29 protein-coding genes and 2 tRNA genes are annotated in these 26,998 nt (G+C 42.1%); 7 read left to right on the forward strand and 24 right to left on the reverse strand.

Annotated features, from left to right (window positions below; all coding sequences use genetic code 11):
- Positions 1-6: 6 nt before the first annotated feature.
- The 9 genes from HCJ54_RS05740 to HCJ54_RS05780 form a co-directional block, all read right to left on the reverse strand.
- Positions 7-963, reverse strand: coding sequence for a ring-cleaving dioxygenase (locus tag HCJ54_RS05740; RefSeq protein WP_185411312.1), 957 nt, complete (start codon positions 961-963; stop codon positions 7-9).
- The gene (locus HCJ54_RS05745; RefSeq protein ID WP_187136949.1) at positions 960-1,826 is read right to left on the reverse strand and encodes a VOC family protein; all 867 of its coding nucleotides are present in this window, start codon (positions 1,824-1,826) and stop codon (positions 960-962) included. Before HCJ54_RS05745 ends, HCJ54_RS05740 begins: the two co-directional genes overlap by 4 nt.
- Before the next feature lie 211 nt (positions 1,827-2,037).
- Entirely contained in the window at positions 2,038-3,018 is a 981-nt protein-coding gene (locus HCJ54_RS05750; protein WP_036065910.1) for an ABC transporter permease, read from the reverse strand.
- The gene (locus tag HCJ54_RS05755) at positions 3,011-3,916 is read right to left on the reverse strand and encodes an ABC transporter ATP-binding protein (protein WP_036065909.1); all 906 of its coding nucleotides are present in this window, start codon (positions 3,914-3,916) and stop codon (positions 3,011-3,013) included. The genes HCJ54_RS05750 and HCJ54_RS05755 overlap by 8 nt, the downstream gene beginning before the upstream one ends.
- Positions 3,913-4,707: an SGNH/GDSL hydrolase family protein gene (locus HCJ54_RS05760; RefSeq protein WP_187136950.1), complete on the reverse strand. Its 795-nt coding sequence runs from the start codon at positions 4,705-4,707 to the stop codon at positions 3,913-3,915. Before HCJ54_RS05760 ends, HCJ54_RS05755 begins: the two co-directional genes overlap by 4 nt.
- Positions 4,704-5,528: a hypothetical protein gene (locus HCJ54_RS05765; RefSeq protein WP_187136951.1), complete on the reverse strand. Its 825-nt coding sequence runs from the start codon at positions 5,526-5,528 to the stop codon at positions 4,704-4,706. Before HCJ54_RS05765 ends, HCJ54_RS05760 begins: the two co-directional genes overlap by 4 nt.
- A gap of 144 nt (positions 5,529-5,672) precedes the next feature.
- The gene (locus tag HCJ54_RS05770) at positions 5,673-6,017 is read right to left on the reverse strand and encodes a GIY-YIG nuclease family protein (protein ID WP_185411301.1); all 345 of its coding nucleotides are present in this window, start codon (positions 6,015-6,017) and stop codon (positions 5,673-5,675) included.
- 14 nt (positions 6,018-6,031) lie between these two features.
- A complete protein-coding gene (locus HCJ54_RS05775; RefSeq protein WP_185411299.1) occupies positions 6,032-6,511 on the reverse strand; it encodes a DUF6530 family protein in 480 nt (159 codons plus the stop codon).
- A 96-nt stretch (positions 6,512-6,607) separates the two neighbouring features.
- Positions 6,608-7,369: an FAD synthetase family protein gene (locus HCJ54_RS05780; RefSeq protein ID WP_187136952.1), complete on the reverse strand. Its 762-nt coding sequence runs from the start codon at positions 7,367-7,369 to the stop codon at positions 6,608-6,610.
- A gap of 160 nt (positions 7,370-7,529) precedes the next feature.
- On the opposite strand from HCJ54_RS05780, the gene HCJ54_RS05785 reads away from it, so the two are divergent.
- A complete protein-coding gene (locus HCJ54_RS05785; RefSeq protein ID WP_187136953.1) occupies positions 7,530-8,228 on the forward strand; it encodes a DsbA family oxidoreductase in 699 nt (232 codons plus the stop codon).
- A gap of 44 nt (positions 8,229-8,272) precedes the next feature.
- Here HCJ54_RS05785 and HCJ54_RS05790 read toward each other — a convergent pair whose 3' ends face one another.
- The 3 genes from HCJ54_RS05790 to HCJ54_RS05800 form a co-directional block, all read right to left on the reverse strand.
- The gene (locus HCJ54_RS05790; protein ID WP_187136954.1) at positions 8,273-8,611 is read right to left on the reverse strand and encodes a hypothetical protein; all 339 of its coding nucleotides are present in this window, start codon (positions 8,609-8,611) and stop codon (positions 8,273-8,275) included.
- Between the two features lie 85 nt (positions 8,612-8,696).
- Positions 8,697-9,176, reverse strand: coding sequence for a methylated-DNA--[protein]-cysteine S-methyltransferase (locus tag HCJ54_RS05795; RefSeq protein ID WP_187136955.1), 480 nt, complete (start codon positions 9,174-9,176; stop codon positions 8,697-8,699).
- Between the two features lie 93 nt (positions 9,177-9,269).
- Entirely contained in the window at positions 9,270-9,560 is a 291-nt protein-coding gene (locus HCJ54_RS05800; RefSeq protein WP_187136956.1) for a hypothetical protein, read from the reverse strand.
- A gap of 63 nt (positions 9,561-9,623) precedes the next feature.
- Between HCJ54_RS05800 and HCJ54_RS05805 the strand changes: the two genes are divergently transcribed.
- Both HCJ54_RS05805 and HCJ54_RS05810 read left to right on the forward strand, forming a co-directional pair.
- Positions 9,624-9,983 (forward strand): DUF4064 domain-containing protein, encoded by a 360-nt coding sequence (locus tag HCJ54_RS05805; protein WP_185411286.1) that lies wholly within the window; start codon positions 9,624-9,626, stop codon positions 9,981-9,983.
- A 125-nt stretch (positions 9,984-10,108) separates the two neighbouring features.
- On the forward strand, positions 10,109-11,251 hold the full coding sequence (locus HCJ54_RS05810; RefSeq protein ID WP_187136957.1) for a VanZ family protein: 1,143 nt from the start codon (positions 10,109-10,111) through the stop codon (positions 11,249-11,251).
- A gap of 65 nt (positions 11,252-11,316) precedes the next feature.
- Here the strand turns inward: HCJ54_RS05810 and HCJ54_RS05815 are convergent, their stop codons facing one another.
- Entirely contained in the window at positions 11,317-12,444 is a 1,128-nt protein-coding gene (locus HCJ54_RS05815) for an Lmo2079 family surface lipoprotein (RefSeq protein WP_187136958.1), read from the reverse strand.
- Positions 12,445-12,633: 189 nt separating this feature from the next.
- Between HCJ54_RS05815 and HCJ54_RS05820 the strand changes: the two genes are divergently transcribed.
- Positions 12,634-13,659 carry a YdcF family protein gene (locus HCJ54_RS05820; protein ID WP_187136959.1) on the forward strand — a complete coding sequence of 342 codons (1,026 nt, stop codon included), beginning with the start codon at positions 12,634-12,636 and terminating at the stop codon, positions 13,657-13,659.
- A 53-nt stretch (positions 13,660-13,712) separates the two neighbouring features.
- On the opposite strand, the gene HCJ54_RS05825 is transcribed toward HCJ54_RS05820, so the two are convergent.
- The 3 genes from HCJ54_RS05825 to HCJ54_RS05835 form a co-directional block, all read right to left on the reverse strand.
- Entirely contained in the window at positions 13,713-14,387 is a 675-nt protein-coding gene (locus HCJ54_RS05825; RefSeq protein ID WP_187136960.1) for a histidine phosphatase family protein, read from the reverse strand.
- 75 nt (positions 14,388-14,462) lie between these two features.
- Complete coding sequence (locus tag HCJ54_RS05830; protein ID WP_187136961.1) at positions 14,463-15,557, reverse strand: Glu/Leu/Phe/Val dehydrogenase dimerization domain-containing protein; 1,095 nt, start codon at positions 15,555-15,557, stop codon at positions 14,463-14,465.
- A 291-nt stretch (positions 15,558-15,848) separates the two neighbouring features.
- A complete protein-coding gene (locus HCJ54_RS05835; protein WP_185411275.1) occupies positions 15,849-16,607 on the reverse strand; it encodes a DUF2653 family protein in 759 nt (252 codons plus the stop codon).
- 502 nt (positions 16,608-17,109) lie between these two features.
- Between HCJ54_RS05835 and HCJ54_RS05840 the strand changes: the two genes are divergently transcribed.
- A complete protein-coding gene (locus HCJ54_RS05840; protein ID WP_187136962.1) occupies positions 17,110-18,249 on the forward strand; it encodes a CapA family protein in 1,140 nt (379 codons plus the stop codon).
- A gap of 53 nt (positions 18,250-18,302) precedes the next feature.
- On the opposite strand, the gene HCJ54_RS05845 is transcribed toward HCJ54_RS05840, so the two are convergent.
- The 8 genes from HCJ54_RS05845 to HCJ54_RS05880 all read right to left on the reverse strand — a co-directional run bounded on the left by HCJ54_RS05845 (position 18,303) and on the right by HCJ54_RS05880 (position 24,995).
- Positions 18,303-19,253, reverse strand: a complete 951-nt coding sequence (locus tag HCJ54_RS05845) for a N(5)-(carboxyethyl)ornithine synthase (protein WP_187136963.1) — start codon at positions 19,251-19,253, stop codon at positions 18,303-18,305.
- Positions 19,254-19,799: 546 nt separating this feature from the next.
- Positions 19,800-20,402, reverse strand: coding sequence for a hypothetical protein (locus HCJ54_RS05850; RefSeq protein ID WP_187136964.1), 603 nt, complete (start codon positions 20,400-20,402; stop codon positions 19,800-19,802).
- Between the two features lie 18 nt (positions 20,403-20,420).
- A complete protein-coding gene (locus HCJ54_RS05855) occupies positions 20,421-20,939 on the reverse strand; it encodes a matrixin family metalloprotease (RefSeq protein ID WP_187136965.1) in 519 nt (172 codons plus the stop codon).
- A gap of 113 nt (positions 20,940-21,052) precedes the next feature.
- Entirely contained in the window at positions 21,053-21,391 is a 339-nt protein-coding gene (locus tag HCJ54_RS05860) for a hypothetical protein (RefSeq protein WP_187136966.1), read from the reverse strand.
- 62 nt (positions 21,392-21,453) lie between these two features.
- Positions 21,454-21,834: a hypothetical protein gene (locus HCJ54_RS15455; protein WP_244966901.1), complete on the reverse strand. Its 381-nt coding sequence runs from the start codon at positions 21,832-21,834 to the stop codon at positions 21,454-21,456.
- Between the two features lie 204 nt (positions 21,835-22,038).
- A tRNA-Leu gene (locus HCJ54_RS05870) sits at positions 22,039-22,122 on the reverse strand.
- Between the two features lie 345 nt (positions 22,123-22,467).
- A tRNA-Glu gene (locus tag HCJ54_RS05875) sits at positions 22,468-22,539 on the reverse strand.
- A gap of 134 nt (positions 22,540-22,673) precedes the next feature.
- The gene (locus tag HCJ54_RS05880) at positions 22,674-24,995 is read right to left on the reverse strand and encodes a family 10 glycosylhydrolase (protein WP_187136967.1); all 2,322 of its coding nucleotides are present in this window, start codon (positions 24,993-24,995) and stop codon (positions 22,674-22,676) included.
- 350 nt (positions 24,996-25,345) lie between these two features.
- On the opposite strand from HCJ54_RS05880, the gene HCJ54_RS05885 reads away from it, so the two are divergent.
- On the forward strand, positions 25,346-26,650 hold the full coding sequence (locus tag HCJ54_RS05885; protein WP_187136968.1) for a PTS sugar transporter subunit IIC: 1,305 nt from the start codon (positions 25,346-25,348) through the stop codon (positions 26,648-26,650).
- A 58-nt stretch (positions 26,651-26,708) separates the two neighbouring features.
- Positions 26,709-26,996 (forward strand): hypothetical protein, encoded by a 288-nt coding sequence (locus tag HCJ54_RS05890; RefSeq protein WP_187136969.1) that lies wholly within the window; start codon positions 26,709-26,711, stop codon positions 26,994-26,996.
- The last annotated feature ends 2 nt before the right edge of the window (positions 26,997-26,998 follow it).

Raw genomic sequence — 26,998 nt, forward strand, 5'->3', positions numbered from 1 at the left:
CTAAAATCAGCTCCTTTTCGTGTTTAGTGGGCGAACCTCGGCCTCAATGGCTGCCCGTTTCGCTTCCAAAAATGGTGGTAAAGACAATTTCTCACCCATCGTTTCGTACGGCTCATCCTGCGCAAAACCAGGGCCATCCGTCGCGAACTCAAACAAGATTTGCTGAGAAACCGGCATGTACAGCGATTCAAAATAGAAGCGATCCACATAACCCGAATTCGGCGCTTGAAACTCATTCGCACGCGCAATCCATTTCTCTAATTCGTCATGATCCTCCACGCGGAACGCAACATGATGCACATTACCATAGCCTTGCATTGCAGGCAAGATATCCGTCCGTTCTTCCACAATCACTTGCGCGCCATTTCCACCTTCACCGACCTCATACAAATGCTCAGCGCCCGCAACAGCAACCTCCCGAAAACCGAGAATAACCGTCAATATCAAGCCCATGTTCTCTTTATTTTGTACCGTCAAATACACCGGACCAAGTCCATAAATCGCGAATTCTGCAGGCACTGGACCGTTTTTCCAAGGGATTCCTGGTGCAACGCCCTCATTGTTCTCATCCGAAATCAACTCCAACGATTGCTCATCAAAATCCCGGAACGCCAACACTTTCTTACCAAAACTCTCACGGATGGCATCATGCTCAACACCAAGCGAATCAAAACGTTTCACCCAATAATCAAGCGCTGCATCACTCGGCACACGAAACGATGTTTTCGAAATACTATCCGTCCCTTTGCGCCCTTTCGGCAAATTAGGAAAATCAAAAAATGTCATATCCGTTCCCGCAGAACCCGCATCATCCGCAAAAAACAAATGGTACGTCTGAATATCATCCTGATTAACCGTTTTTTTCACAAGACGCATCCCTAAAGTCTCCGTGTAAAATGCATAATTCTTCTCCGCGCTACTCGTCATCGCCGTCACATGGTGGATTCCTTTTAACTCTTTCATTTCTCATTCTCCTTTAAATTCGATTCGATTTCTGTTCGTTTATCTTCCAAAAATGGCGGTAAAGCCAATATTTCACCTAATTGTTCTACGGGTTCATCAATCGTAAAACCCGGTGTATCGCTCGCAATTTCAATCATGAGCCCGTTTGGTTCCCGGAAATAGAGACTAGTAAAATAAGCCCGATCCACGAACTCCTCTATTTTCAGACCTGCAGCCACCGCTTTGGCATGCCATTTCGCGACTTCCTCTTGACTCGTAACCCGCAAAGCCACATGATCCAAGCTCCCACGACCCATCCGCGATAACGCTTCCGACTCACTCCGAATAAATGCTGTAAAAGGATCAGGCGTAAGCTCCAAAAACTGCTCTGCAAAGTCGGCTAACCGCTTCGTATCCCCAACATGCCAATCCATGCCAAGAATTCGAATTACCTGCCTATCTGCTGGAATATCCGTATGCCGCGTCGCATTCTCAGGCTCAATCACCGCATCCGTTTCCACCAACTGAATTTGAAAGCTATCTGCATCTTGAAAATAAAGCCCAGCATTCGTCCTACGAAGCTCCATCACATGCGGCGCCAACCGCATTTCCCAGAAATCAAGCGAGCCCTTCGGAACGGCCAAATAAGTCGTCCCATAAAAAGCCCCTTCCCGTCTCGCACGACCTAACCTTTTGATCTCAAAGAAAGTAAGCAACGTCCCCGGATTTCCTTGGTAGTCCCCGTAAAACAAATGGCGCATCCGCGTATTATTCTGGTTCACCGTATTTTTCACTAAACGTAAACCCAGAATTTCCGTATAAAAATGCCGATTCATAGCCGCCGACTTTGTAAAAGCCGACACATGGTGAATACCATTTAGCATACCCTCACACCCCTTCTCCTAATCTCTAAAAACAGTTTAACACTAAACTATAAAAAAGAAAAGAAAAATGCTTATAAAAAGTAAGTGAGCAAATTAAAACGCCAAGTATAGAAAAATCGCCCTACCCATTTTCCTGAGTAGAACGAAAATTCCTTTTCACATAAATCGAACAAAAGCGTTTGTATGACATCGATTTACATCACATTCTAACTTAATATACATCGCGTTTCATGAATACCCAATAAGAAGTAATCAATCCTGCGAGCGTCCAAACCAGCAAGGTTACCACAGAAAAACCGAGCGTCATACCATCAACAGGTGGACTTGTTCCATTTAGATAATTCGTTAATTGTAAGTTAACCATAAACAAATATTTCGCGCTTGGCCAAGATGACACGAGATTGCTCAAAATCGAGCCCGTAATCAGCGCGGAGAGCATGATGCCCATCACCGCGGCCGTACTTCTCACCAACACGGAACACATCAATGTCAGCACACCGATCACGATCGCGACCAACCAAGCCAAACCAAACTCCATCAATAAATATTGCCACATTGGCAGTGAATAGACACCCGCCGTTCCAACCGCATCACCGCTCACATCAAATCCGGTCAAAATCGGCGCGGTCCAACCACTATACCCGAACACGACGCCTGAAATCGCATATGCTATCACCGCCGATGCTAGCAAAATAATCGATACAGACAGCATCATCGAAATAAATTTACTCGTCAAAATTCGCCATCGTTTCACCGGCCTTGTCAACAGGAATTTGATCGTCCCACTTCCCGACTCCGAAGAAATCAAGTCCGCCGCGATCACCATCACAAACAACGGAAACAGTAAGCCGATCCCATTTTCCACAAATGATTTCAAGAAAGTTGGGGCTCCTGGCGCATTTGGATTCACATCCTCGTCCAAATAATATTGCAACTGCCCCAGCGTCACACGCATATATTTCTTATACTCATCCGGAATCCGATTGGAACTTAACCGGTTCTCAATGTCCACAATCTGTTGCTGTACTTGCACATGCCAATCCGTCGTACCCGATTTTTTCTCATCTTCCTGATGTTGCCGAAACTGCGCATACGTAAAAATTCCCACAATAATTGCCACTAAAAATAAAATAATCAGGAGTCGACGTTTCCGATAAAGCTTCAGCTGCTCGTTATAAACTAAGTTAATCAATGCCTTGTCCTCCTGTCAACTCGATAAATAAATCCTCTAAAGATGGGGTAATCTTCTGCATCTCAAGCACTTGAACACCCGCGCGAACAACCCGACTATTCCAAACCGGTAATTTATCCGCATCAAACGACGTATAAAAAGCACCATCTTGCTCTGTTACCGCGGTCATCTCCGCTAAAATCGCCGCACCTTTTGCCATTGGTTCAAAGCGCCATCGCGTTTTTTCCCGGTCAGAAAGCAGTTTATCCACATCATCCGTCGCAATAATCTCGCCATTCGTCATAATCGCCACCCGGTCACACAACAATTGAATCTCGCTCAATAAATGGGACGAAACAAGCACGCTAATGCCTTGCTTCTTCGCCAAAAACCGAATAAAATCACGCATTTCTCGAATTCCAGATGGATCTAGCCCATTTGTCGGCTCATCTAAAATAAGTAGCTTCGGATTCGGCAACAAGGCCTGCGCAATGCCTAAACGCTGACGCATCCCAAGCGAGTAAGTCGACACCCGGTCATGTACGCGCGCCGACATTCCAACAAGCTCTGCTACCTCGTGCAAACGTTCAGGCTTAATCGACCGATCCATCCGTGCAAAATAAGCTAAATTTTCCCACCCTGTCAAAAATGGATAAAACTCTGGGTTTTCAACGATACATCCAAGGCTTTTCATCGCTTCCGTAAAATCTTTCTGAATATCTTTGCCACCAATTAAAACCGTTCCAGAAGTTGGTTTTATCAGCCCCACCAGCATTCGAATCGTCGTTGTTTTCCCCGCGCCGTTCGGACCTAGAAAGCCAAACACTTCCCCTTCATTCACTTCAAAACTCAAGTCTTTAATAATTTGCCGCTTGCCAATTTTTTTGTTTAAATCTTGAACTAATAAAGCTGTTGTCATTTCGCTTCCCCCTCTCCGTCCGTTGTCATAACACTTGATACCCGGTCTGCAAACAACTGATATCCAGCACCGTTTGGATGGAAGTGATCGCTCGATAAATATTTTTTCCCATTCAAAATAAAGTAATCATAGGTCGGAACATACACCACTCGTGAAAACTTACTCGCCAAATTCTGCGTATCCATATTCCATTTTGCCGCAATACCAGCCAACTCTACCCGTTTTTTGACATCCACAAAAGGATTATACAAACCGAGATGATAAACGACCGCATCTTTATTTAGCTCACGAATGCGTTTATACGTTTGCTCTAGATTTTTTAAATAGGTCGTTTCGTTTTTCTGAATCTCCGCCGTGTTCAAATCTTCCAGCGCTGCGCCACCGCGGAATAAGTCATTCCCACCAATTGTCATAAAGATGACATCCGCATTCGCTACCTGTTGCGCGATTTCTTTTTGACCGAGCTGGCTGAGTAACTGATTGCTACGCGCGCCGCTGATGGCAAGGTTGGACAGTGTCACACGCGTGCCGTCCTTCTCCATTGTATCGACAACACGACGCACATATCCTTTCCCGTCCGTATCACCAACACCCGCCGTCAAGGAATCACCTAAACCAGTCACCTGAAAGCGATCTGATTTCTTCGTTTCTTGTTTTGGTGTCGTTTTTTCTGTCGTCGTGGACCCCGTCTTCGTTTGCCCTTGCGCAACTGCAATCAGCCCCGCGACGCAAAGAAATAGCGCCAACACAGAAATCCATGTCATCACAATAACCCATTTATTTCGTTTCAAATCTGTTCCTCCTGTTCGCCTCGTTTCGCTCCTCCTATAAATAGAAGGAAGCCGATAAGTCCTGTTATACCAACAAATAATGGCAAAATGCTCAACATCGTGAGTTCCGTGTTATCCCCCTGTAATGCCCGCATCTGTAGCCAACCAAATAATAATTCTCGCATTGCGATTCCCATGCCGATATAAGCCATTAACGGTTGCCATTTCTGGAATAGTAAAAAGGCGCAGAAAACAAATGATAATGCGACAAATGCGTATTCCCCCACTGAAATCATCGCCGGATAGAAAACCGCTTTTTGAAAATTAGCATCTTCCCAGCCCTTCGTGTCCGCGTACGCTTGATAGCGAAAAATGGCAAGTATAAAACCAAGTACAGACCCTAACAAAACAAATACAAAGCCGCTGAGCGTTACCATTCTATTTTCTGCTTTGGCGGTCACCGCTCCTGGTTCCGTTGTATAAAACAAGATAAACGCTGAGAACATCGCCAAGCCCGCTAACATCGAAAAAATATTCGCATTTTGGGTATTCACCATTTCTTCCATCCCGATCACCGCACGAATCACAAAATACGTGAAATAAGTGACGAACAACAGGCTAACAACAACTTCTGTCCCTCTCAATCGTCGACCTGAATAAGATAAAATCGCCGTAATAATCATAATAATCGCTAACGCAAGCTCAATAATCCAATACAAACTAGAACGCTCCTGATCAAGCAATGTTACATACAACACGCGCCTTGCTGCACCAAGACCGGTTATTACGCCAAAAGTCAGCATCAGCGCCATCCCGATTTGATGCGTGTAATATTTCCTCATCCCTTCACCAACCTCTCTAACAGGGTCTTTCACCACTTTTGATTAAGTATAGCAGAATTGCCCCCAAACCTAAACAAAAAAGCCAAGAGAGAACAAAAACCAATTTTCCATTGATTCATGTCTATCCTGACTTCTCTAGTCTGCTCAGTCGCTCAGTTTTTCTTGCCAAAGCTCGAGCAACACATCTAATTCTTCCTTGATATCTTGATTGTTCATCTCATCCTTCATATCAACAAGCTCTAACTCCTCAAGTACGATCGCGTCCATACCATATTTCGCAACCTCATCCTCGATCAATCGCGGTAATGCACCTGGCATATTCATCTTTTTCGCAAATTCATATTTGTTCTGAATCCCCTTTAAATCCATACTGGCAGCCATCACATACGTGCCTGTCTCCTTATTAATAAACCGATACACACCCGCGCGATGCTTCATTTGCTTATACGCATTAATCATTTCCTTACGCGTCTCTTTCTCTGATGCCATGTTCAAAAACCTCCTTAATATCCTGCTTCTTTCAAAATTCTGCTCAATGTTCGTAAACGCTCACTCACAAGTTCGTCACTGTCGGCAAGCACTTGCTGGAATAACGCAATATCCTCATCAATCATTGGATTATCTTCACAAACCTCTACAGTCATCGCGTCTCCTTGTAAGCCGATCCGATCAATCTGCGGGTTTTCCTTATTATATAAGCCCTCATATTTATAGGCATCTTTAAAATAAAGCTTCGACCGACCGATTAAAATAGCCAAATCCAGCACACGATGTAACGGTAATTCTTCCGATTGGCGAGACCATTTTCCACCGGTGTGTCGCCATACTTTTGCTGAAATATCGACTTTGCCACGGTCATTCCATTGCGCCAAGCCAAGCGACAAACCTTTTGCATCTGAATTATAAGCAAGTTTGCCATCCACATCTTCGTAGTTTTCAGCGACAATGACTGGTTTGTGTTTTAAATTTGTTGGAATTTTCATGGTATCTCTCCTTTAGTAGTTTAGTAAATTAGTAAACTTACTAAATCAGTATAGCACCATTCTGTTGGAAAATCAACCCATTAAAAAAACACCATCTCATTGGATAGTGTCGAATTGTAACCGCATATGCTGCGTTACTTTTGGTACGCTAATTTCACCATTTTCTAAAACACGTATTTGCTCCCGCTTACCATCGATAAACGCATAATACGTCCCCATTTTTGGCACGACAAAATCATCGATCCCTGTGAGCACATACGAACCGTCGACTGATTTCACATTCCCCTCTATAAAATAAGGACGCCCCAGTAAACGTTCCGCCTCAAGGAAATTCCCCGCATGCAAAGCCGCACGGATATCTGTTGAGCTCACTTTATGACGCGCGTTATCCTTCACAAAGGGAACCTCCGTCACCGGAACTGCGCGCTCGCCACATAGATTTATCAATAAATCCACATCCGAATCTCGCCCCTTACCAAAATTAAAACTTTCACCCACAACGATATGGCGCAAATTGAGGCCACGCAAATGTTCTCTAATAAATGTTTCCGCAGAAGTCTCGGCATATTTTTGTGTGAACTCCACATTATATACCTTATCCACACCATGGTAGTTTAGCCAGTGAAACTTCTCTTCATCTGGAGTAATTGCTCGCTGGTATGCTGGATCTTTTTTGAGAGCCCATAGCGGATGCGGCGTAAAGCTAACAATGGCCAACTTCTCTCCCCCACCACAAAATGATTTCGCGCGCTTCAAAAGGTACTGATGCCCTTTATGAACACCATCAAATTTACCAATAACTAAGACAATCGGCTCCTCACTAGTTGGTAACTTATCCTTCACTTGAAAAACTTCCATCTCGCTCCACTCCTCTACACTACAAAGATACCTCATTTCCAATGCACTTCTCAACTCGTTTGCTTGCCACTAACAAATAGTAAGCAACTTAATTGTATTCTATATGACATCACGCTATACTAATGGAAGATGAGTAAATCTTTTTTAGGAGGAAACACGTATGAAAGTAGAAATTTGGTCGGACTTTGCCTGTCCGTTTTGTTATATTGGAAAACGTAATTTTGAGGCTGGTTTAAAGGAATTTGGAAAAGATATAGAAGTAGAATATCGTAGCTTCGAGCTCGATCCAAACGCGCCGGTGACATATAATCAGACGATAGACGAGATTTTAGCGGAGAAATACGGAATGACAATCGAGAAAGCGAAGAGTATGAACGATCAAGTAAGCGCGCAGGCAAAAACGGTGGGCCTCGATTATCACTTTGATACCATGATTCCAACCAACACGTTTGATGCACATCGCTTGCTTCAATTCGCCAAAACAAAAGGAAAAGCAGAAGACCTAAAAGAGACCTTGCTTCACGCTTATTTCACAGAGTCCAAGCATTTAGGCGATCATGAGACGTTGGCAGACATTGCGGCATCGATTGGTCTGGACAGATCCGAGGTTGTAGATATGCTGGCAAGCGACACCTTTTCAGCCGACGTTCGAGATGATGAACAAACCGGCGCTTCCCTAGGGATCCAAGGCGTCCCCTTCTTTGTAATCAACGAGAAATACGGCGTTTCCGGCGCACAGCCAGCCACGAGTTTCACAGAAGTACTTGAAAAAGTTTGGAAAGAAGAAAATCCACTAACAATGCTAAATAACAAAGATGATAATGCTGGCCAGTGCTCCGGAGATTCCTGCAACTGTTAATAAAAGCCACTTTCGCTGGAAAATCGAAAGTGGCTTTTTGCTATTTATAGAGAATTCGATGATGTCCCGTCCGTTGAATCAGAGCCTGGACTTAGAGAAGCACCAGTATCCGCATCTGTATCACCAGATGAACCGGACGAACCTCCTCCTTGTTGTTGTCCAGGAGCACCACTTGGCGGCGTTCCATATGTTTCATCAGAGCCACCCATTTGCGACTGTCCATTCGTTGGCATATTTCCTTGACCATTCATTCCCGCTTGATTTTGATTAAAAAGTGCAAAACCCATAAATGATATCGTAATAACTGAAACGATACTCACAATAATAGTACTCCATTTCCATCCATTCACTTGCTTTTTCGGTGCTTCAAACTCATTTTCCATGCAATTCCAGCTCCTTTCACTTACCCTTATCTTACCTAACAAATAAGAAAAAATTATGAACGAGTCATGAAATTTATGATAACGTTTAAAAAGGACTTTCACGGTTTAATAACCAAATTTTGCGATCGACATCATTGCCGTTATAGCCTCCCAGTTTCCCGCCAGCTTGAATCACCCGGTGACACGGGATAATAATCGGAATGCGGTTCGCCCGGTTCGCCTGCCCCACTGCTCGCACCGCCCTTGGACTCCCTGCACGCTCAGCGATATCCTTGTAAGAAACAAGCTCACCGTACGGAATATCCCGCAAAGCCTCCCACACGCTCATCTGAAAATCCGTACCATGCACCTCAATCGGAACCGAAAAATCACGCCGCTCCCCATCAAAAAAAGCTTGCAACTCCTGCTTCAACTGGCGCATCACATCATTTTCTTCCAAACAAATATCCACTTCATTCTCTAAAAATGTAGCTTCATCGTACGCAATATATTTCACAGCACACTGAGAAACGCCAAGATACAACGTTCCTAGTGGCGACTCCATTTCGCTTACATATAGTGTCATCTAATCCAACCTCCTCACTACTCTTTCCAAAATAGCATGACTTTACAAAGTTGACAATCATTTACTCCAGTTATCCATCATGCATACACCTTTTCATTTTGTTACGATCGCTAGTTTTTTCTGCTTAATCCCGAAAAGACGGTTATTCTTTATAAAATGGGGTAAAAATACTTTGTACGTATATTTACTGCATCGCTTCTTCATTCCGCTTTTTTGGGAAGAGGCCGCTGATGATTTTCTACTCCATCCGCAGACAGTCCCATTGTTAACAGCTGTATCATTTGCGTTCACGATTTTGCTGTCGCGTTCTTTTGTTACGTCTATTTGACGATTGGTAATTGAATTGCGGATTTCAAAATGGAAATCATTGTGTATACGAGACATAAGAAGGTCTCCAAACGAGCTATCGCAAACTCGAAAAAAGACCATAGTTAGGGGGAAAAACGTATGTCAAGAACTGTCGAATTAATTCTTGGATTGATTGGATCTATCGTTGGTTTAGTAGCTGGATTCTGGATTGTTGGATACGGGAACGATTTAACAGACTATATCCAAACGTTCACGTATTTAAGTGGTACATTCGGAGATGAAGTCGCGACACTTGGTTGGGTAACCGTTATTGCGTCAGCCTTAGCCTTATTCGCCTCACTTCTCATTAAAAAGAGCCCGCGCGGTTGGGGTGTCTTACTCGTGCTTATTGGTATTCTAATGTTCTTTGTAGTCGGTCAAATTTGGATCGTATCTGGAATCTTATTGATTCTCGCTGGTTTAATGGGCATTTTCCGCGTGCCATCACCAAAATATTAACCATTGCGGTAAAATAATCTCAAAACTAGGAGTACGATGCGTTTTTTTGCATCTTGCTACTAGTTTTTTTTGGCTTTTTGTTGTAGGCTAGTAACGTAAGTTCAAATAACCCAAGGAGGTACCCGATGCATTCTTATTTATTCCCAATTGAAATGGCACTTTTAGCTTTCCCATTCCTCGCCTTTTTTCTCACATTACCATTCGCCATTTACCAATATCATAAATTTGGCGGCTTCAATTTTTTACGTAATGTGATTTTGTATACCTTCATTTTCTACTTGCTGTGTGCAATACTTCTCGTTTTACTACCACTTCCTGCCCCAGACGAAGTCGCCAAGATGACCGGTTCGCCTGTACAGTTGACTCCATTTAAATTTGTGCATGACTTCCTCTTACATACGGTCTTTATCTGGGATGATCCGAGTACTTATGTGCCTGCCTTGACGCAAGCCGTTGTGCTGCAACCGATTTTTAATATTTTGCTCGTCATTCCATTCGGTGTTTATTTGCGTTATTACTTCCGCTTCTCATTTTGGAAGACCACATTATTCGCCTTTTTACTCTCGCTATTCTTTGAAATTACACAACTTACTGGGATTTATGGGATTTATCCGCATGCTTATAGGCTTTTTGACGTCGATGATCTCATGCTGAACACGCTCGGGGGTATTGTTGGTTTTGCAATTGCGCCACTATTTACAAGTTTACTTCCATCGCGAACAAAGATGGACGAAATGACCTATGTCAATGGGAAACGTGTGAGTTATATCCGTCGCTTACTTGCCTTTACACTCGATTGGTTTATTCTCAGCATGCTCACCGGGCTACTGGGCATCTTGCATGTTCTTCCTTTCAAAGAACTAGATATTCGAGGCGGTGCCAACTTTGAACAACTCTGGTGGCTCGTTTTGCTCGTATTTCTTTACTTCATGCTTCTGCCTGCGCTCACCAATGGCCGAACATTAGGAAAAATGCTCGTTCGGATTCGCATGACTTCCACCATTTCTGAGAAAATTCGATTCCGACAACTTCTCGTTCGAAACGGATTGCTGTACTACGTCACATTGGGCATCATTTTGCTCCCGCAGAATCCGTTTTTTATCGACCGACTAGCACCAGTTTTGTTTCTCACCGTGATTGGACTCGCTGTCGTCAGCAGCTTTGTTTTTTTCATCCATATCTGTATTAATTTTTTCGCCAAAGACCGGCAATTGTTCTATGAAAAATTGAGTAAGACAGCGCACATCAGTACTTTTAAGAAAAAATAGTCACATAAAAACTCGGGATATGATTCGCTAAGTAAAGCGTACCACGACCCGAGTTTTTTTTTGAGTTATTGAATTTCTGTTGTATCTGTATTTGTGTCGCCATATAGTGATTTGTAGTAACTAGCTGTTGATTCAGAGATGATCTTTTGCAAGGCTTCTGTAGAAATAATGTCCGATGAAGATGGGAACTTAGGTAATTTCGCGGAGTCTGTTGTTTTCATCGTAATCGTCATGCCTAGCGTCTCTGGTTTGTCTTTGTCTTTTGAATCTGTGATTTTTACTTTCATCTTCATGCTTTCAATATTATCGTTCTTATCGGGTTGGATCGTCACGGTCACATCGATTTTTGCATTCTTTTCATCTTTGACGGATTGAATCGCATCATCAAACGATTTTGCCATCGATTTATATTGCTTGTCGAACGCTTCGCTTGATACGCCTTGCGACTCCGCAATAACTTTGAGATCCGCTTTTATAGCTTTATCATCCAGAAGTTCGGAAATTTTCGTTGCTAGCGTTGTAAAATCAGCTTTCGTCAGGTTCAATGTGATTTCGCCATTATCTCCTTCTTTAAAGCGGTCTTCTGGTAAACTATTGAAGTAATCGCTCACTGTTTTAGTTACTTTTTTGCTCAAATCTTTGGTCGCTTTCTCTACTTCTTTCGTATCTGTTTCAGATTTCTTTGCTTCTTTGCCAGACAGTTCCTCAGAAAGCGTGGATAAATCTACATATTTAGTAGCTAAATCGGGGTTTTCTTCTTTGATTTTAGAGAACATGCCACTTGTTAATTGGTCTAGTAGCGTTGTTAAGTTCCCTTTTTCATCGTACAAATCGCTCAACGGGAAGTATACTTTTTCCGCTTTAGAATCTACTAATAAATCTAAGTTTACGTTTAAACTCACAAGGCCTGCTGTCTTCACAGCGATCGTTGCTGCTGATTTTTGTTGCTTCTGATCGTCCGATACCGTTAATTTAACAGATAAGCCTTCTAGCATAGCTACCGATTGATCCGCTTTCAATGTTGCAGGTAATTCATCTACTTTTATACCGATTGTAGTTGTGGATTGATCCGCTGGTTCTGCCGTTTTCTCCACACTTTTCGTGAATGTTTCTTGCGGTGAACTCCCACACGCTGCTAAAACAAGGCTCATCACTAACATCAAGACTAACAAGGACATTCTTTTTAATTTCATTATCAAATTTCCCTCCACTTTTAGTTATAGTCTAAATCTACCATACTGGAACAAGTAACTCAATCTAAATGCTAACTGTCCATATATTCGCTATCACGTTTTAGTTAGCATGGATAATTCCACTCTTTGCTTTTGGTTTATTATGCAGTATACTAGTTCTAAAGAATGAAACAGAAACGAGGATTTTATATGCTACTAACTTATATTGCTGCTTTTTTTATCCTGCTATTCGTCGTCTTGTATATTATCGACAAAAGACGGATTAGTAATGGGATTTTTCTAACCCTCGGGATCTTCTTTACAATTTTGGCAGTGGCTTACGGGTTAATTGCCACGCGAAACAGTATTTTAGCCCTGATTGTTATTGGCGTCTTCTTTTTAATCGTGCTCCTAATTCCCTTTCTTATTGTTGGTCTCGGTGTGGGGTTAGTTCTTAACGGTCGCTTAATGCTCAAGCGAGAAGGACGCCGTATTCCAAATCTCCTTACTTTATTTGTCGGTTTAGCTATTCTTGGTCTTATTATTCTATTCATTTTCCAAATCACCATTTTGAATAATATTTTCTTGAGCATCTTTTTCACCGGATTATTATTCATTATCGGTCATTTCGCGTTTCATCTCATCAGTTTTTTGTTATCTTCCTATCTGTATCAGTATAATCGACCACGATTGAAGCAAGATTTCGTGATTGTTTTAGGCAGCGGTTTAATTGGAGATAAGGTGCCACCACTTCTTGCTAGCCGCCTCGATCGCGCGATTCGTTTTTACTATAAACAAGCCGCGAAAAATTTTGCGCCTCAAATTATCGTTTCCGGCGGACAAGGGCCGAATGAATGGGTTTCCGAAGCCTCCGCGATGAAGGACTACCTAGTCGAAAAAGGTATCCCTGAAGAACATATTTTGATGGAGGACCTGTCTGTCAACACCCTACAAAATATGATGTTTTCCAAAACAATTATGGCCGATTTAAAACCAAAGTCGCGCAGTATTTTTGTGACAAATAACTTCCATTTATTCCGAGCCAGCTTATATGCTCGGAAAGCCGGTCTAAAAAGCCAAGGAATCAGTTCGAAAACGGCGCTTTACTACTTGCCAAACGCACTTTTGCGTGAGTTCATAGCGATTATCGTCATGTATAAATGGTGGCATATCATTATCGTCAGCGGCATTGGACTCGCGGTCATCGGTTCGATCGCGCTAACACTCTATATGTAAACTAAAAAAGAAGCAGTTCTCCGTGAAACTTTGGGAACTGCCTCTTTTTACTTTTATTCCGCGGTAAAATGAGCCGTGTCATTCAAGCGTTCAATCTTGAACAGGCCATTTTCGTATGTGAGCACCGTTACACTCGCATTATCTAACACAAAATTGGCCTTCACAGATGGCTCTAGTTCATGCACAATATTGCGAATCGTATTGCCATGCGCTACGATCAAAATGTTCCCACCAGATTCCCGATGCGCGTTCACAACATGTAAGAATCCTTCCTCTACCCGATTCCAAAATGTCATAAAATCTTCGGCCTCATGTTTAGGATCTGCAACTTTCGTCCCGTTCATCGTTTCGCGAACATTTGCCTTTTCGAAAAGTTCGTCTTTTGAACCGTAGCCCATCGATTTCGCGACTCTCGTCCACGTCATCTCACTAGCATCCCCTTCAAACGAACCGAAAAAGGTTTCCCGAAACTCCGGTCGAGGTTCAAGTGTCAAGCCAAATCCATGTTTATTTTCCTTTAAAATGTATTCTGCCGTCGCAATAGTTCGGTGCAAGTCGCTCGAATATGCCGCTACAAACTCGATATCTGCAAGTCCCCTACCGCTTTGTTTCACGACTTCCGCACCTTCAGGAGTTAGCGGTGAATCTGCCCAACCTTGCATTTTTTCATATTTATTTAAATAGGTTTGTCCATGACGTACAAAATACAGCGATAATGGTTTGTTCATTTCTTTTCCCTCCAAATGAATATGTAATAACTTTACTATAGCATATTTTTAGAGGAGGCCGAAATGAGACGCCTGCTAACGTCTACTTAAAAGCGAGTTCTCCGTCCGCAAAAAGCTACTCTTCACATGGCGCATCGACTGAATTCTATTTTCCGCCATCCGATTTGCAGCGTGAGCCGGCGTCATCCCTTCAGCCTTCGCAATTTCGAATACCTTACCAATTTGGCCGTAAATCTCTTTTATTTTATGCTGGGCTCGATCTTCGTTATAACTGCTCAGCTCATCCGCAACATTGATGACCCCGCCAGCATTCACAATATAATCCGGCGCATAAAGAATCCCTCGATCTGCCACCATTTCGCCATGACGATCTGTTTGGAGCAGTTGATTGTTAGCGCTACCACAAATCGCCGCAACTCGAAGCCTAGGAATTGTTGTATCATTCAAAATCCCACCAAGTGCACACGGGGCAAAAATATCAGCTTCTACATCATAAATCTCATCTGGCGCTACTGCCTTCGCCCCGAATGCTTCTACCGCACGATTTACTGCCTCTTGATTAATATCCGTCACCACTAGTTTACTACCTTCATTATGCAATAATTGGCATAAAGCATAAGCAACATTCCCTACACCCTGCACACTGATTGTCTTTCCGTCAAGCGAATCGGTACCAAATGCCTCTAGCGCCGTGCGTTTCATCGCGCTATAAACACCGAGCGCCGTCATTGGACTTGGATTCCCAGAGGAACCATAACTTTCTGAAATTCCTGTAACATAGTCGGTTTCTTCATGAATCATATCCATATCAGAAACTGTGGTGCCCACGTCCTCCGCGATAATATAGCGCCCATTTAAACTCTCAACATAGCGTCCTAATGCCCGAAACATCGCTTCTGACTTATCTTTTCTCGGATCACCAATAATGACTGTTTTCCCACCGCCAAGATTTAATCCCGCCGCTGCATTTTTATGCGTCATCCCACGAGCTAAGCGTAAAACATCTTCTAGCGCCTCTTCTTCCGTCTCATATGGCCACATCCGACATCCACCAAGCGCTGGCCCAAGTGTCGTATCGTGGATTGCGATAATAGCCTTTAACCCCGAAACCTTATCGTGACAAAAAACAACTTGTTCATAATCATATTTTTCCATTCGTTCGAACAACATAACATTGCCTCCCCTGTCCCATCACTGAATAGGCGAACCTATCCTACTTTTATTATACGAAATGCGATAATTGGATGAAAGTTTTTAGACTCTTTATATCATATTTCACACTTTATATCCAACATCAATCCCTTAGGCCTATTCGGATCGCCACATGAAAAATATGTAAAACTTAATGATAGCGCTATCTTTACGTCTTTATTTTCAAAATTACATTTATCCTAAGATAAGTGAAAACTAGCATAAATTAGACCAAAAGACGCCCAGTTCTAATACTGAGCGCCATCATCATTATTCGGTTACTATCGCCGTAATACCTTCTTGTTCAGAAAAACGTAATTCGAGCCCGCAGTTTGGATCGAAATTCCCTTCTTGCGTTGCCCAGTAGCGGATTGCTTGAATAAGCGAGAAATGATCCAAAGCTTGAACCAAGCGCTCGTTCTTCATGACATCTGCACCAAAGCCCTTATTTTCATCATAGGTCAGCACCACTTCCACATCCTCTAACTGCAAGCCTTTCTCGTGTGTAAAGAAGTGGATGACAGCATTGGAAATATTGCCTTCATTTAAAATCGTAACACCATTTGGCGCCTCTGTTGCTGCCGGAGCCTGGTGATCAAATACATTCGACTGCGGCTTCGGATTATTGCGATTACGCCATTTTTGGAAGAAATAGATGAGCAGGCGAATGATTAAAATAATCGCGATGACATTGATAATCAAAGCAAAAATATCACCGAACGCGCCCATATTCCCAAGCATGCTACCGAATAGTAAACCAGCGATTCCACCAAACAGCAACCCACCCCAGAAACCACGATTGGAGTTTTTCGATTTTGTGGCTTGATTGTTTGTTGCCTTATTCGTATTGTTGCTTCGATTAACTTGATTGTTATTTGGTCGATACGAGCGGCTTGGCGAACGATACCCCTTGGCGTGCGCTTCACTAACCTGTTCATATTTTGCCGGCATGATCGTGTTGTATGTCACGGTTCCCATCGGTGAAAAGACCAACATGAGTGACATAGCGAAAATGATTAATTTCTTCAATTGTTTTCCTCCTGTTTGATTAGCTTTTTCTAACCAATCCGCGCGAGCACAAGGCCGCTTAGCCGCGCAAAAAGACCTCACGAATAAACGTAAGGTCTCGCAAACAATCGAAAATTGCTAACAATGCCGGGGTTTTATCCCGTACTGACGACATTGCTATACTGCTACTCCCCTTATCGGGCGTACTGATTTTGAATAAAGTAAGTATATTATATTCCGAGTTGTTTGGCAAGTGAACACTCTTAGGTAAAGATAGTGTAAATATATATAATGTAATAAAAAGAACTATATCTATTTTTTTATATAAATTAGTGAAAATAATTAAAAATATATTAAATCTGTTGATATGCAATAACTTAATATGCAAATATTTCTATATAAAACAGCATAAATAGCCAATCCCATTGAACAAATATGTATTTTTTATGTATTTTTTGTATTACACGTATAAATTTACAATTAGTGTGTTATATTAGTAAAAAACTTCGGAGGTTCAAAAAATATGTCACGAAAAAAGCTAATATTTATCCTATCACTGCTTCTAGTCGTCTGCGCCATTGGATTTACAGTCAATGTTTTAATGCAACATAAAACAGAAACCGCTTCCCCGAAAATTAAAACAAAAACTACAGCAAAAGCAACACCAAAAAAAGAACCTGAAAAAAAGACAGAAACACCGATAAAAGCTGACAAATTTCAAATCGCCAGTACGGGAGACATTATGTTTGACTGGGGATTAAAACCTGTCATTGCACAAAATGGGGCTGATTATCCTTTTAACAATGTTCGCGAACAATTAAAATCCGCGGATTATACATTTGTAGACCTAGAGACTGCTATTACAACGCGCACGAAGAAAGTACCTTATCAGTTATTCTGGATAAAGAGTGATCCTAGCACATTAAAGGCTTTAACAAATGCCGGCGTAGATATGGTGAATATTTCGAATAATCATATTCTTGATTATTATGAAGATGGACTTTTGGATACGACCGCTGCTTTACGTGCCAATAATCTAGCGTATGTCGGCGCAGGAAAAGACGAAGAAGAGGCCTATGAACTCAAAGTAGCTAATATTAAAGGTAATAAGGTTGGTTTTATGTCCTTTTCCCATTTTTTCCCGAATACTGGATGGATTGCTGGTAAAGATAAACCCGGCGTAACGAATGGTTATGACTTGAACCTTGTGACCAGCAAAATCAAAGAAGAGCGCGCGAAAAATAAAGATATCGATTATATGGTGGTTTATTTCCATTGGGGCGTTGAAAAAACAAATACTCCTGTAGAATACCAAAAAGAATACGCAAAAAAACTAGTAGATGAAGGTCTAGTCGATGCTATCATCGCAAGCCATCCTCATTGGTTGCAAGGTTTTGAGGTTTATAAAGGAGTCCCAATCGCTTATTCCCTCGGCAACTTTCTTTTCCCTGATTATGTGAAGGGGCACGCTGCCGAAACTGGAATATATCGATTAAACTTTGATAATGGAAAAGTGACAGGAAACTTCGCGCCTGGAATTATTTCTGGGAACCAAGTTCATATGTTGGATGGTGACGCCAAAACGGAACAACTGAACTATTTACAGTCTATTTCACCCAATGCAATCATTGAGCCGAACGGAAATATCATAGCGAAACAATAAAAGAAGAACCAGAAGTCCCCCTTTTGCGGAGGTTAGCTTCTGGTTCTTTTCGATTATTTGGTTGGTATAGGTGGTTGGATAAAATCCCACGTCGTTAATTTCAGCGTCATATTTGGCCGACTTTCAATCAGATCATCAATGTACGTCGCAACCACCGCAGAGATGGATCGCGAGGCTGGTCTGTACAATATACTCGGCGTATGATCCACCGCATAATGCAAAATACCATCGACAAAATAGGTCGGATTTTCAAATGTAGTTGGGATACAAGTTTCGATTGCACCACCATGATCACAGCTGACATCAACGATCATCGCTGTTTTCTTCATACGCTTCAAATCCGCGCGATTCAAAACATGATCCGTCCGATCCGTGTCCCATAAAACAGCATTCACGATCACATCATAATTGCCAATTTCTTGCTTAAAAAGCGCTTCCTGATGACGATTGTAAATGCATATATCCGCGCCCAGATCTAGTAGTACCTTCTGAGCACCTTGAGCGGTATTTCCTCTCCCTAAAATCGCAACTTTCGTGTTGTATGGCATTTCTCCAAGCAGTTGATAGGCATGCATGATAGCCGCTTCTCCAGCCAGCATATTATTCACCCAAAAACAATGCCGATTCATGTAGTTCATATTTTCCCACGCGTAAACTAGCACTTCTGACTGTATCAATTTCTCCGCGATCGCTTTATTTTGCTCCGCATGAACCCAGCCAAAAATAGTCTGCCCTTTCGTTAAATCACCTAAAAATTCAGAATCACCAATTTTCGGCTCACAAATAATATCTTGATGTAGCACCTCGGCTCTAGTCCCTATTTTACAACCGAGCGCGGTATATTCCGCATCAGAAATACCAAGTGCCGCACCGTATCCCTCTTCAAATAGCAGCTGCTGAGCGTTTTGAATCGCTAACATATGCTCTGGCAACAAAGCGATCCGTTTTTCATTTTCCTTATGACTAATCACGAAACCCATTGTTTTCTTTTTCATTTCTGACATTTCCTAACCTCCATTAAAATCGCGTTCATCACACGTTTATTGATTTGGAATTGGCAGCAGTGTTTCGGACCGTCCATTTTTATTAACAAATTACTTGTAGTATGTGAAAAATCAGCTAGTTCTTATGGCTTGTTTATTTTCCTTGTTAAGTTAATAGTAACATACAATGCGGTTTGATGTATGATTAAGCTGTTGTCTGTAGACTTTAGACTTGGTTTTTTTGTCCTATTACGTTGAAAAACGACATGAAAAAAGCTTATGAATGTGTGGATTTAATATACACGTTCATAAGCATCAATGATACCATTTTATTTGATTCTTTATTTTCATAAAAAAAGGGGGCTACAATTCAAGATTGTGCAACCCTAATTGATGCGGCCGAGAGGACTTGAACCTCCACGGGTTTTATCCCACTAGGCCCTCAATTTCACAATACACTGCGTTACACTCCTTCATAAACCAGCATTCCCAAAAGGTTGTTCACATACATATGTTACTTTACGTTAGCATTCGTTAGCTTGTTCAGCCCCACTTCAGCCCACTTTTTTATTTGCCAAGCTCTTGTTGCACTTCATTGATAACTTCATTTACTGGCTCATTTACCTCAGATTCTACCAACTCTGTTTCGTCAGTATTAACAGGTACTTTCCCAAAGGTAACACCTGCTGTCGTATACATGCCTTCATCTATTGGTTTCAAATACAGCACATACTCCTTGCCCGATTTCATATTTTCATAATCATTTATTGTATAAGTAGTTTTACTATTTTTATCGTAAAATTCTGATCCTGAAATATTAATAGCACTACCCACTGAAATCGCTTCGTCGTCTCCACTATTTTTTAGTACTTTAGATATTTTAAAAGAAGACTTCGTATAACCTCCCGCAGGCTCTTCGGATATCTCTGAATCTAACACGATATTTTCGTCTTCACTTACTTTTTTCCCTTTTACAATGATTCCAACCTGCTCCTTCATCTCCTTTGCAGATGCGTATCCATCTGTTTTGCCATCCCAACTAACTTTTTTATTTTCTACAGACGGATTCTCGCTAACTTCTTTCTCCTCTGCGAACAGATTTCCAAATATCAAAAATAGCGCAATCCCTAGCCCCCCTAATGATGATACTGCAATAATTCCCTTTTTCATTCTGTCATCTCCTCGCTATCAGTATTTTTTAGCTATTCCTGCTTTATCGTCGCCTAGAACCCAATCCTTATTATTGAAACCGTATCGTCTCATTAAAGAATTGTTATCATTTTTCGACTGTGTGTGATCTAAGCCTAAAGCGTGGCCTACTTCATGGGCAGCAGTTTCTTTTCGTTGCATGTTTGTAAGCTCTACTCTCCACTTTTTATAAAAGGTTATGTTTCCGCTCCCTCTATGTACCGCATAAGTATCGCCGTAATATTTATCGATATATTGCATTTTTACATCCGCGCCGCCTATAACTGATACCTCTTTTGTGAATTGGATTTCAGGTGTAGGATTCCAAGCCAACGGGCCTCGTAAAACGTGTTCTCGAGCATTCGAATACTTTTTGAAAGCTGGATCGACCCAGTAATATGCAGCCTTAGGGTGGCTCAGTTTATTACTCATTAACACGTAAGCTTGTGCGCCAGCTGTACTCGTAAACACTAGTAAGCAAACCAGTAAAAAAGCGGTAATAATTTCAAACTTTTGCATCTTTAAATTCCCTTTTTTCTGCAATTTTTATAGTACATATAGATTATATCGCAAAAAACATAAATGTAAGCCCTTTCTTTTATCTGCAATAGAAAACAGCATCTACAAAAAACTCACCGATGCTGCTTTCTGGTACGATCCAAACGAACTCTTTTTATTATAAAAATAACCAAGTACACCGCTACAAGAATCATAAAGAAACTGTGGAGCATCGATAACCAATGGATTGTGATACCCGTATTCCCTTTAAAGGTTGCTTCAATGAAGCCGCTTTTGTTCCCGACATCGCTGCTCACTGTTAGCCAGTGCGTAGGACCTCCGAATTCATATAAATAGCTGGCCCCTTTAGCTCCATCGGCTATTGCAAGCGCAGATGGGAAAATGAAGAGCGTTACTGGCATCAATACACACGTTAGAAACAAGACGTTGATAAATCTCTGAATTTTTTCCATAGGTATCTCCCTTAAGTTCTATTTTCTTAATGCTACCATAAAAATCAAAATAAAATCACGATCTACAGCATTTTCTTTATGTAAACAAACTCACCACAGCCTACAGGTGAGTTTGCCAAGTTTATTTTTTCTTTAAGTGTTTGTTGTCGTTCGGTAGACATCCGATAACCCCAGACTTGGAACATTTTAACCAGCTTCCCACTATCGCGATAACATTCACTGTCTCGCCCTTCTTCATCCGGAAAGAGCCTTTGCCCACCCCAACGAGGATCTGCGCGAGTCAAAACGTCCTTGACAGCCGTATAATACTGAATGGTCGTTTCCCGTAAATTTCTAATCCTTCTTGATCGTATAAATTCCTCTAATACAAAATCATCATCAGGCACAATCGTTTGATAAACGATTACCTTCTCTTCTACATTTAATCGATTATTTCTTCTCATAAAAAAATGACCTCCCCACTGGACTTACCCACTAGGTCAGAGACTCATTTAGCCTATCAAAAAAGCTTGCGGTCGTGGCGGAATTGACATACGCGCAGGACTCACAAACTTATTGATATTACAGTATTCTAATCGATTTCATATTCACATACGTTCACATGAATATTGGGATTGTTACAACCCAAGATGGAACAACCCCAACAATGCGGCCGAGAGGACTTGAACCTCCACGGGTTTTACCCCACTAGGCCCTCAACCTAGCGCGTCTGCCGATTCCGCCACGACCGCTCTATTAACACTAATCTATATTATATTATTGGATACCCACCATGTCAATCATTATCTTAAAAAACATGAATATTTATTCATATCCGACACTCGCGACACAAAATCAATGCAATCCACATACAAAAAAACGCCCAACCCATCTCTTTTCCTTTCTGAGTAGAACGAAATCTCCGCTTCACACAAATCGAGCGAAAGCGTCCTTATTCCACCAATTTCGTGGAATAAGGACCGCCTATTCGCGATGCTCATAGGCATGTTGTGGCTGTAACTCACTTTGTTTCGAACAGCCCCAACAATGCGAATACTTGCCGCCGATTTATACATTGTATAAACCAAACTCACATATAACCCGTACGGGAATCGAACCCGTGATACCGCCGTGAAAGGGCAGTGTCTTAACCGCTTGACCAACGGGCCGTGATGCGTAGCTCTAAAGCCAAATTTTTCATTATAGCATACTCGCCGAATCTTGCAATACCTATTTCACAATTCCTGAAAAAAGCCCCTGTTTATCACTAAACAGAGACTCACTTCCTCGCTATGATTTCTTTTTAGACTTGTCTTCTTTTCCAGCGAATCAGTGTTAACACACCTGTCATGCTAAGTACCAATCCCAAAACAATCGCTAGATCCATCGACTTGTCACCCGTTGTCGGTAGCACTCTTTTGTCTTTACTAGTTTCATCAGGATTTTTCGCTACTTTTTCCACAGTTGGTGCTTTTTCTGGCTGGCTTGGCACAATTTCTTTCTCCTGTAGTATCACGGTTGTTCCATCTGGTTTTGGTGCTGGATCTGGCGTTGGTTTTAGTTCGGGTTTTGGCGTCGGCTCTGGCTCAGGTTCTGTTGGCACGACCTCCTCTGGATTTTTCGTATAGCTCACAATGACTGTCTGTGCTTGATCTGTGAACGTTCCTGTTGTTTGCGATGCTTTTTGTGTGTAGCCTGCAATCGCTTTTATTTCAGCCGCAAAATTTTCACCGATGTTTCCTTTTAAAATTTCTAGTGACGCGATCTCTCCACCATTTTCATCTTGGTATAAAACGGTCACGTCTGCGCCTGGTATTTGGGCGATCACTGGTGCAGATTCATTACTGGCAGCGTCCAGTGCGGTCACGACATAGGTGCCGGATTCGCTAATTGGATAGCTGAATTGGGATGCGTCGCCGCGCCAAATTTTTGTGATGATGTTTGCTGGGTTGGCGGTGATTTCTGCCGCGGTTCCTGTGCCTTTATAAACGACATAGTAGCGCGCAGAATTGGTGGCCGTGTCTGACCAAGTGAGTGCCTCTGCGCTTTGCCTCACTTCCACCGGTGCGGCAATTGCTTGATGCGCAAGCCACGGTTTACTTGGTGTTAGAGAGGTCGTCGCGAAATAGGTTTCTTTTAAAAGATCAATCGCAGCGTTTTTCGCTTGATTCGCTGGTTTCTGTGCATCTGGTAGGCTTGTGATATCGCTCTTTTTGATATCATTATAGCTGAACAGGACGCTACCTGAAACTTGGTCTAGCAGTTGATTGAAACGCATTTGATTCGGAATTTCGGCTGGGTTCATCCACGCAGCTTCCCAACCGCCGTTTCCAACATGTTTATAGTTCGCATGCCCAACGTAAATTTGCACGTGTGTCCCTTCTGCGGCCTTGTTCCACCATCTCGCCAAATCGCCATAAGGAGCTGCTGCTTGGTCAAAACTCCAGTAAATTTGCGGTGTCATATAATCGACTTTCTCATCTTTAATCCACTGATATGTATCAGCGAAAATGCTTTGTGAGTTAGATTGCGAGGAACCTGTTGGCGTGTTGGAACCAAGCGGATTATTCGCTTTATGCTCCCAAATGCCAAATGGGCTAATACCGAATTGCACGGCGGTTTTCTTCGCTTGGTTGCTCGTATCGATTGTGCTTTTCACCTTGTCAATTAATGTCGTGATATTGTCGCGGCGCCAGTCATCGATTCCAGCTTTCGTATTCGGATAACCAGCCGGAATGCCGTATTTAGCGAAGGTTGCCGCATCTTCATCTTTATCACCAAACAGCACATTCTTGCCATCCACCGTGATGCGATATGGGTAAAAATAATCATCGAAATGAATCGCATCTACATCATAATTCGTCACGACTTCCTTAATTGTTGCGGCTACGTGATCTTGTACTTCTGGAATGCCGGGATTGAGAAATAACTTTTCGTCAAAACGCAACACGTTCTCAGGGTGCAAGACAGCGTAATTCGTATCCGCTAAAAGCCCTGCCTTGTTCCATGCTGTGATTTGCTCTGGAATCGTCATCGCAAGCGCTTCCTCTTTTGTCGCGCCAATTTTTGTCAAAATGCTTTGCGTCGTCAGTTTCGTATTCGTCACGCGATATGGATTAAACCACGCGTGATATTCCATGCCGCGTTTGTGTGTTTCCTCGACCATAATGGCAAGTGGATCATATCCTGGATTCGCGCCTTGCACACCGTTTGTGATAAACTCCGACCATGGGTTTATTTTCGATGGATAGTATGCGTCAAGGAGCGGCCGAACTTGGAAAATAACCGCGTTCATATTCCACGTTTCAAAATCGTCCAACACCGTTTTATATTGTGCACGGAAAGCCGATTCTGATGCCACTTTTGCGAAGTTCAGATTGGCTATTGTAGCAACCCAGGAACTCTTGAATTGTTCCTTATCTTGCGTATAAGTCGTTGGAATCTGGACTTGCTCGCTGGAACCGTTATAGTAGAAAACTGGTGTGTTGGCGTCATAGCCATAGGTCCCATCCGCTTTTTTTATGAATTTTGTCAATCCTTCTGTTGTCTCATCCGCCTGTACTGCTACGGAGAAAACGGACACACTTACTATAAGTATGAGTAACATGGATGCCCACTTTTTCATTCTTCATCCCCCTTTTTTATATCGCCAAACTTTATAATATTTTCCAGATGGCGATTACGGGTTCAATATATCATCTTCAATCACGGATTTCAACTTATTTTTTAGAAAAATTAATTATATTTAGCTTCTACACATAGTTGCAATACGGCTCAATCCCTTCTATATCAACTTATTTCATGTTTCAAACTAACTGAAATAAATTTTTAATCATATTTTGTAAACGTTGACATTTTATTTCAAATGAACTAGAATACACCATGTAAACTATTTTATATAAAAGGAGGTTTTCAATCGCCATTCTCACAACAGAGAGGATACATAACTATCTAACTAAAAAAGGGAGAGTCATTATGCAAAGATTTATGGATTTTTTAGAAAAATATTTGTCGATTCCAATGGCAAAATTGTCTGAACAACGACATCTACGTGCGATTCGTGATGGTGTTGTTTCGTCGCTACCGTTTATCATTGTTGGTAGTATGTTTTTAATCGTTGCTTTTCCACCAGTTCCTGAGAGTACGGCGCTTTATCAATGGGCCCAGGAGCACGCTTTTGAAATTTTAATTCCTTATAGGATGACAATGTTTATCATGTCGCTATATATCACTTTTGGAATCGGTTACAATTTAGCGAAGAGTTACAAGCTTGATCCACTATCTGGTGGTCAGATTGCTGTTGCTTCGTTTCTACTAACCCTGACACCTATCGCACTTGATAAAGTTGGTTTTGTTCTACCAATGGCAAACTTAGGTGGACACGGATTATTTATGGCCATGATTGTTTCGATTTTTTCTGTCGAAGTGATGCGATTCTGTAAAACGCGTAACATTACAATCAAAATGCCAGAACAAGTTCCCCCTAGTGTAGCCAGATCGTTTGAAGCTCTTATTCCTGTTGCTTTTGTTGTAGTATTTATGACACTAATCACGGTTGTACTTGGTATTGATCTCCATTCACTGGTCGATCAGGCCGTTTCACCGATTGTAAAAGCTGGCGATACCTTATTCGGTGTTCTATTACCGGTATTTTTAATTGGGTTCTTCTGGTCCTTTGGTATTCACGGGATTTCCGTTATTGGAGCCGTTGCAAGACCTCTTTGGGAAAAATATTTGGGCGCCAATGCGGAAGCTGTAGCTGCTGGTGCTCCAATTCCTCACGTTGCTCCTGAGACCTTCTTCCAATGGTTCGTGTGGATTGGTGGTTCTGGTGCGACACTCGGTTTAGTCCTTGCCATGCTCTTCTTTGCCAAATCAAGTTATTTGAAAGCGCTTGGCAAAACAACACTGGTTCCGAGTATTTTCAATATCAATGAACCTGTTATTTTTGGTACACCGATCGTACTGAACCCGATGTTGATTATTCCATTCATCTTCATTCCGCTTATCACAACAACCATCGCTTATTTCGCGACAACGCTTGGTTTCATTTCACCAACCTATGTCATGGCCCCGTGGACTTTACCCGCCCCGATTGGCGCATATCTATCCACAGGCGGCGACTGGCGAGCCATCGTTCTCGTCCTCGTCAATATCGCGATATCCTTTGTCATCTATATTCCGTTCTTCAAAATGTACGATCAAAAACTACTGGATGAAGAACAAGCGCAAGCGGATGAAAATAAAGAAACACATAGTAGCGAGCCAAATTTGGCTTAATCTAAATTTGGAGGGGCAGCATCGTTGTCCCTCTTCATTAAAAGGAGGTTTTACCCGCATGGAAACGAATAGTAAATGGATCAAGTTTAACTACAAAAGCGCGATTATCTTTTTCGCGATCACGATTCTTGCCAATCTTATTTTCCTTCCTGTACTTACCGGCCTTGGCGTTTCTAAGGCTTTCGCTTTATTCTTACTTACGAGCCTTGGCAGTAGCGCTAGTTTATCTTATATTTTACTCGCGAAACACGGTTTTTATAAATCGAAAAAGCAAGCCACAATTTTTACAACAGTTGTTACGCTTGTTTGCACGGCGAGTTGTTACTTTTTAATGTATCTTAGCTAAAA

The organism is Listeria grandensis, assembly GCF_014322885.1.
Classification (GTDB): domain Bacteria; phylum Bacillota; class Bacilli; order Lactobacillales; family Listeriaceae; genus Listeria_A; species Listeria_A grandensis.

Bases quoted from the DNA above. Each gene is read 5' to 3' on its own strand.
- HCJ54_RS05830 (WP_187136961.1), bottom strand. From the start codon at position 15,557: ATGTTGTTCGAACGAATGGAAAAATATGATTATGAACAAGTTGTTTTT.
- HCJ54_RS15455 (WP_244966901.1), bottom strand. From the start codon at position 21,834: ATGAGAAGAAATAATCGATTAAATGTAGAAGAGAAGGTAATCGTTTAT.
- HCJ54_RS05840 (WP_187136962.1), top strand. From the start codon at position 17,110: ATGTCACGAAAAAAGCTAATATTTATCCTATCACTGCTTCTAGTCGTC.
- HCJ54_RS05850 (WP_187136964.1), bottom strand. From the start codon at position 20,402: ATGAAAAAGGGAATTATTGCAGTATCATCATTAGGGGGGCTAGGGATT.
- HCJ54_RS05795 (WP_187136955.1), bottom strand. From the start codon at position 9,176: ATGACACTATATGTAAGCGAAATGGAGTCGCCACTAGGAACGTTGTAT.
- HCJ54_RS05755 (WP_036065909.1), bottom strand. From the start codon at position 3,916: ATGACAACAGCTTTATTAGTTCAAGATTTAAACAAAAAAATTGGCAAG.
- HCJ54_RS05800 (WP_187136956.1), bottom strand. From the start codon at position 9,560: ATGTCTCGTATACACAATGATTTCCATTTTGAAATCCGCAATTCAATT.
- HCJ54_RS05810 (WP_187136957.1), top strand. From the start codon at position 10,109: ATGCATTCTTATTTATTCCCAATTGAAATGGCACTTTTAGCTTTCCCA.
- HCJ54_RS05785 (WP_187136953.1), top strand. From the start codon at position 7,530: ATGAAAGTAGAAATTTGGTCGGACTTTGCCTGTCCGTTTTGTTATATT.
- HCJ54_RS05780 (WP_187136952.1), bottom strand. From the start codon at position 7,369: ATGGAAGTTTTTCAAGTGAAGGATAAGTTACCAACTAGTGAGGAGCCG.
- HCJ54_RS05765 (WP_187136951.1), bottom strand. From the start codon at position 5,528: ATGAGGAAATATTACACGCATCAAATCGGGATGGCGCTGATGCTGACT.
- HCJ54_RS05790 (WP_187136954.1), bottom strand. From the start codon at position 8,611: ATGGAAAATGAGTTTGAAGCACCGAAAAAGCAAGTGAATGGATGGAAA.
- HCJ54_RS05805 (WP_185411286.1), top strand. From the start codon at position 9,624: ATGTCAAGAACTGTCGAATTAATTCTTGGATTGATTGGATCTATCGTT.
- HCJ54_RS05845 (WP_187136963.1), bottom strand. From the start codon at position 19,253: ATGTCAGAAATGAAAAAGAAAACAATGGGTTTCGTGATTAGTCATAAG.
- HCJ54_RS05775 (WP_185411299.1), bottom strand. From the start codon at position 6,511: ATGAAAATTCCAACAAATTTAAAACACAAACCAGTCATTGTCGCTGAA.
- HCJ54_RS05860 (WP_187136966.1), bottom strand. From the start codon at position 21,391: ATGGAAAAAATTCAGAGATTTATCAACGTCTTGTTTCTAACGTGTGTA.
- HCJ54_RS05885 (WP_187136968.1), top strand. From the start codon at position 25,346: ATGCAAAGATTTATGGATTTTTTAGAAAAATATTTGTCGATTCCAATG.
- HCJ54_RS05745 (WP_187136949.1), bottom strand. From the start codon at position 1,826: ATGCTAAATGGTATTCACCATGTGTCGGCTTTTACAAAGTCGGCGGCT.
- HCJ54_RS05890 (WP_187136969.1), top strand. From the start codon at position 26,709: ATGGAAACGAATAGTAAATGGATCAAGTTTAACTACAAAAGCGCGATT.
- HCJ54_RS05855 (WP_187136965.1), bottom strand. From the start codon at position 20,939: ATGCAAAAGTTTGAAATTATTACCGCTTTTTTACTGGTTTGCTTACTA.
- HCJ54_RS05740 (WP_185411312.1), bottom strand. From the start codon at position 963: ATGAAAGAGTTAAAAGGAATCCACCATGTGACGGCGATGACGAGTAGC.
- HCJ54_RS05815 (WP_187136958.1), bottom strand. From the start codon at position 12,444: ATGAAATTAAAAAGAATGTCCTTGTTAGTCTTGATGTTAGTGATGAGC.
- HCJ54_RS05820 (WP_187136959.1), top strand. From the start codon at position 12,634: ATGCTACTAACTTATATTGCTGCTTTTTTTATCCTGCTATTCGTCGTC.
- HCJ54_RS05880 (WP_187136967.1), bottom strand. From the start codon at position 24,995: ATGAAAAAGTGGGCATCCATGTTACTCATACTTATAGTAAGTGTGTCC.
- HCJ54_RS05770 (WP_185411301.1), bottom strand. From the start codon at position 6,017: ATGGCATCAGAGAAAGAGACGCGTAAGGAAATGATTAATGCGTATAAG.
- HCJ54_RS05825 (WP_187136960.1), bottom strand. From the start codon at position 14,387: ATGAACAAACCATTATCGCTGTATTTTGTACGTCATGGACAAACCTAT.